Source organism: Lactobacillus equicursoris DSM 19284 = JCM 14600 = CIP 110162 (genome assembly GCF_001434815.1).
Lineage (GTDB): Bacteria > Bacillota > Bacilli > Lactobacillales > Lactobacillaceae > Lactobacillus > Lactobacillus equicursoris.
On sequence record NZ_AZDU01000079.1, the window covers coordinates 1 to 4,293 of the forward strand.

Annotated in this window: 6 protein-coding genes; 4 read left to right on the plus strand and 2 right to left on the minus strand. The window is 49.8% G+C overall.

Annotation, left to right across the window (positions count from 1 at the left end):
* Positions 1-55 precede the first annotated feature (55 nt).
* Positions 56-1,165 (plus strand): hypothetical protein, encoded by a 1,110-nt coding sequence (locus FC20_RS09175; protein WP_155859247.1) that lies wholly within the window; start codon positions 56-58, stop codon positions 1,163-1,165.
* A 782-nt stretch (positions 1,166-1,947) separates the two neighbouring features.
* Positions 1,948-2,046 (plus strand): VOC family protein, encoded by a 99-nt coding sequence (locus tag FC20_RS10770; protein ID WP_008460263.1) that lies wholly within the window; start codon positions 1,948-1,950, stop codon positions 2,044-2,046.
* A gap of 99 nt (positions 2,047-2,145) precedes the next feature.
* Here the strand turns inward: FC20_RS10770 and FC20_RS09185 are convergent, their stop codons facing one another.
* Positions 2,146-3,024, minus strand: a complete 879-nt coding sequence (locus FC20_RS09185; protein WP_008460264.1) for a hypothetical protein — start codon at positions 3,022-3,024, stop codon at positions 2,146-2,148.
* 145 nt (positions 3,025-3,169) lie between these two features.
* Here FC20_RS09185 and FC20_RS09190 point away from each other — a divergent pair, with 145 nt between their 5' ends.
* Both FC20_RS09190 and FC20_RS09195 read left to right on the plus strand, forming a co-directional pair.
* The gene (locus FC20_RS09190) at positions 3,170-3,706 is read left to right on the plus strand and encodes an NAD(P)H-dependent oxidoreductase (RefSeq protein WP_008460265.1); all 537 of its coding nucleotides are present in this window, start codon (positions 3,170-3,172) and stop codon (positions 3,704-3,706) included.
* A gap of 38 nt (positions 3,707-3,744) precedes the next feature.
* Positions 3,745-4,071: a putative quinol monooxygenase gene (locus FC20_RS09195; protein ID WP_008460266.1), complete on the plus strand. Its 327-nt coding sequence runs from the start codon at positions 3,745-3,747 to the stop codon at positions 4,069-4,071.
* On the opposite strand, the gene FC20_RS10930 is transcribed toward FC20_RS09195, so the two are convergent.
* A partial coding sequence (locus FC20_RS10930) for a hypothetical protein (protein ID WP_236697664.1) occupies positions 4,061-4,293 on the minus strand: 233 nt, incomplete at its 5' end. The genes FC20_RS09195 and FC20_RS10930 overlap by 11 nt on opposite strands.

A 4,293-nucleotide genomic window follows, 5' to 3' on the forward strand; every position in this document is an offset into this window, starting at 1 on the left:
TTTTTAGCAAAGGAATAAATGCGATGAAACTGGATGTCAAGCACATGGACTTTGATTGGGAGAGCCGCGGGGAGGCGCTTGCGGGGCTGTTGTCAGCCTGATGGACGACTACTATAATACTTATAAAAAAGTCGGTGATATGTTTAAAGAATACGGCGTGACCGGCGATATTCGCAGAATTGCTTCCGAATTTCCGCTGAGATGTCTCGATGAAAAATGCCCTTATGATGGAAGCCGCCTGGTCAAGAGAATGCCGGCTAGAAGCATGTCCGATCGCTTTTTGCCAAAATGCCCAGTCTGCGGCCATCAGCCAGACTTGGATGATTGCCCATGTCGCGGCTGCCAAGAAAAGCGTGGTCAGGACCGGGCCGACAAGCAGGCTGTAATTCGGACCTACTACACCAACGTCATGCCCCGGGTGAAGGCCCGCTACCAGTGGCTGCCGACTGCGGAAAAAGTCTACCTGGCGGCGATGGTCTGCTTGATGCGGTGGAAGGGCTTGACCGTGGTCGGGGATGCCTTGCGCGTTTTGACTCCCTCGGAAATTTTTACCCGGCAGATCGTCAATACTTTTATCGATAAAAGGGTGCTGGTCGTCGACCCCAATTCCCCAGTTGACGCCTTTAAAGACGAAGATTTCCCGAAAAAATATAATCTTTTTGGCGTCAACTACCGGCTGAACCTGGAGGGCTTTGAAAACCATGAGGATCTTTTTGACGACGCCGACTGGCTGGCGATCCGCAGCGACCGGGAAGCCTGCCTGGAAATTTGGCAGAAGCTAGTTTTTTACGACTGTTTTGAAAAAGTCTTCCCGTTTATCGGCGCCGGGATTGATCAAACTGACCTGGATCAAGCCAAGGAAGTGGTGGGCGAACTGATCAACCAGTACCCGGTGGAGCAGGCGAAAACCATCCTTAATGCGGCCGGCATCGAAGTGGTGATGACTTTTTGGAAAAATGACGATAAGTCAGATAAGGAGATTCTGGAATTTTTCCTGAATGAGATCAAGAAGCGGATGACCGGCGAGGTGAAGATGGAGTGGAGCCGGATTGCCCTGTCTGGTCCCGCGGAGAGTACGTTGAGCGACGTGTTCAGAGATGAAATTTTGCCGTTTGACGTGGATTTTGAAGAGGCGATTCCGTCGCTTGAATTGTTAGGTAATTAAGGCATCCGCTATCGGCGGATGCCTTGTTTGTTTCTTGTGGGTCGGGAGGGAAAAATCCCATTTTTGTGCAAGCAAGGTCGGCGGCGTCCCTTTTTGGCGCAACTAAAGTTGTCCGCGTCCCATTTTTGTGCAACCGGCACAGATTTTCCAGAATTTGCCTGTTATTTTTTGGAAAAAGGGGCTTTTTTCGAAAAAAGTTCTCTGAAATCGGTGAATTTAGCGAGTTGCTGGATCCAAAAAGAAGATTCTTGGTGTCGGTTGCGCCAAAATGGGATCTTTTTTCGGACGGTTGCGCCAAAATGGGATCTTTTTTGGGATGGTTGCGCCAAAATGGGATAAACCGCCCTGGCTAAGTCGGGGCTCATGCCACAAAAATCCCAAAATTCTGCAACAGTGGGGTGTCGGCATCCCTTTTTTCTGCATCACTCCGAAATTTCATCCCAAAAGTCTGCAAGACTTGGTGTCAGTCGCCATCACGAGAAGATTTTTGGCAAAAATAGGTGGGATTTCGGCTAGAAGTTGTCAAAAAAGCTTGCTGCTAGAGGTTGAAACTAGATTTTTTCCAAAAAATCTAGCTCCGTTGCATAAAAATGGGATGAAAAAATGGAGCGTTGCATAAAATTGGGAGAAAAAAATGGAGCGTTGCATAAAATTGGGATTTTTCGAAGTGAGTTAGGGAAAAAGTATCCTCCTGGATCAAAAGAGATGAGGCCCAATCAAACCCCATTTAAGCGGAGTAGCCAATAAGTAACCGCTTCCTAAAAGCGGGAAAGGAGCACCACATGAGAATCGAACATGTTGGCCTCTGGGTTAAGGACCTCAAGGCGATGAAAGACTTTTACGTCAAGTACTTTGGGGCGAGGGCTACTACGAAGCCGTGATCTACGACCCCGAAGGCAACCAACTGGAACTCACCATTTAGCAAGCCTTTTTTCTTGCCAAAAAGCTCCCGCGTAGCACACGCGAGAGCTTTTCACTTTCTACTTTAAACTAGCCGCCGTCTTGATTAGGGTGTCAGTTGAGTGGGCCTGCAGCTTGTAGAGGCTGCTGCCCTTGGCCCAGGTCAGGGTCTGCGGGGTCTCGCCGTCAGCCACGCTGACTTCAAAAGTCCCCTTGCCCTTGTCGGGCGCCGGCAGGTAATAGGAGTTAAGCAGAGTCACTAGATTTTTGGCCGTAGCCTCAGCATCTTCGCCGTTGACTGCGGCGCCGTGGACCGTAAACTGCCAGTTGCCTTCATTAAAAGTCACGTAGCGCTGGCCGGCCCCGGCGTCGGTCCAGGCCGTGATGCCAGAGCCCAGGTTGGTCGTCGGCAAGCCCTGTAGGTTGCTCTTCGACTGAACATTTTCTACCGCGGCTTGAGCCGCGCTGGCGCTAGCGTAGGTCCGCTTGGTCAAAACCAGGTAGGGCGTTTGCCCCGATAGACTTGGATCGTTCAAAGTTTTAGCCGCGTAGCCGACAGAGTAGTAGACCTTGTAGCTGCTCGAGTTGCCGGAGTAGCGGACGTTCAAGTAGCCGGAGTCGCTGGCCAGCCCCGTCACGCTAGGAAGCAGTACGCTGCCCAGCTGCTTTTTGATCTCACTGTTAAAAGTGGATAGCCGCGCGGCATTAGACGTGGTCTGATTCCAGCCGCTGGCCTTGGAACTGGCAGATGAGCTGCTTGCGCTAGTCGAACTGCTCGAACTAGAACTTGCAGTTTTTTTAACGGAGCTGGACTTTGAACTAGCCTTTTTGCTGGAACTCGACTTTTGGCTCACCTTACTGGAGCCAGCCGCTGATTCAGAGCTAGTTGACTTATTGCTTTGGCTGCAGCCGGTCAAGAGCAGGCTGGCGGCCAACATGATCAAAATTTTCCCTTTCATAAGCCATCCTCCTTTTATTGAATGCGCTTTCTGTGCTTATATTATCTCACTTTTTTAATTACCCAGGTAAAAAAATTCCTTAAATTTCTTGACTTAAAGTTGGCTTTAAGTCTTACAATAAAACTGAGTAAAGGAGATCACCACAATGAAAACCACCGTCTTTTTATTCCACCCAGATTTAGCAAATTCTCACGTCAATAAGGCACTGGCTGAAGGCCTGCCAGCCGACATCGAAGTCCGCGACATGTACGCCTTGTACCCTGACTTCCAAATCGACGTGGCCAAGGAGCAGGCGGTCATGGAGGCCAGTGACCGGATCGTCTGGCAGACCCCGATGTACTGGTATTCCACGGTACCGCTGCTTAAAAAGTTTGAAGATGACGTTTTAGAATACGGCTGGGCCTACGGCAGCACCGGCACCGCCCTGCACGGCAAAGAATTAGTCATCGCCATTTCTCCTGGTGCTAGCGGCTACGGGCAAAAGGGCGGCGTGCCTTACTCTGTTCATGACTTGCTCCGGCCGCTTCAAGCAACCAGCGACCTGATCGGGACCAAGTTTGCTGTACCTTTTGTTACGGAAGGGGCCAGCGCGATCAGTGATGAAACCATAAATGCCCAAGTGAAAAAGTACGCTGACTACCTCAGTCAAGAAGCGCTTCCAATTTTGGATACTTTTGCGTAAAATAGATTAAATGAGACTTTTTGTAAGGAGAAGAAAAAATGAGTATTACCGTTAATCTGCGCTACACCGGGAAAAATGGTGCTGCTAAAAAGTTCGCTGAAGAAATGACCAAGTCCGGCACGGTCCAAGCCATCCGGGACGAACCGGGCAACCTGCGCTATGAATACTACGTTTCTTTTGACGACCCGGAAACGGTGCTCCTCATTGACAGCTGGGAAAATCAAGACGCCGTTGACAAGCACCACGCAACGCCAATGATGCAGACCATCGCCGCCTTGCGGGACAAGTACGACCTGCACATGACGGTTGAGCGCTACCAAGACGCCGAAACGCCTGAGGGCGACCAGCAATTTATCAGAAAATAAGACCCGAAAGCCAAGGAATTTCCCTTGGCTTTTCTTTCGGAAAAAATGCTATAATTAGAGCAATTTCTGAAAACGCACTCAATTCTGGAGGAAAATATGGCAGCTCTTTTATTCGCGGTGCTGAACATTGCACTTCTTGAGCTGCCTTACAAGCAGATTCGCCTGGGCAAAAAAGTAAAAAAAGACGCAAGGATGATGTGACCCCCAAAATTGGGACAATTT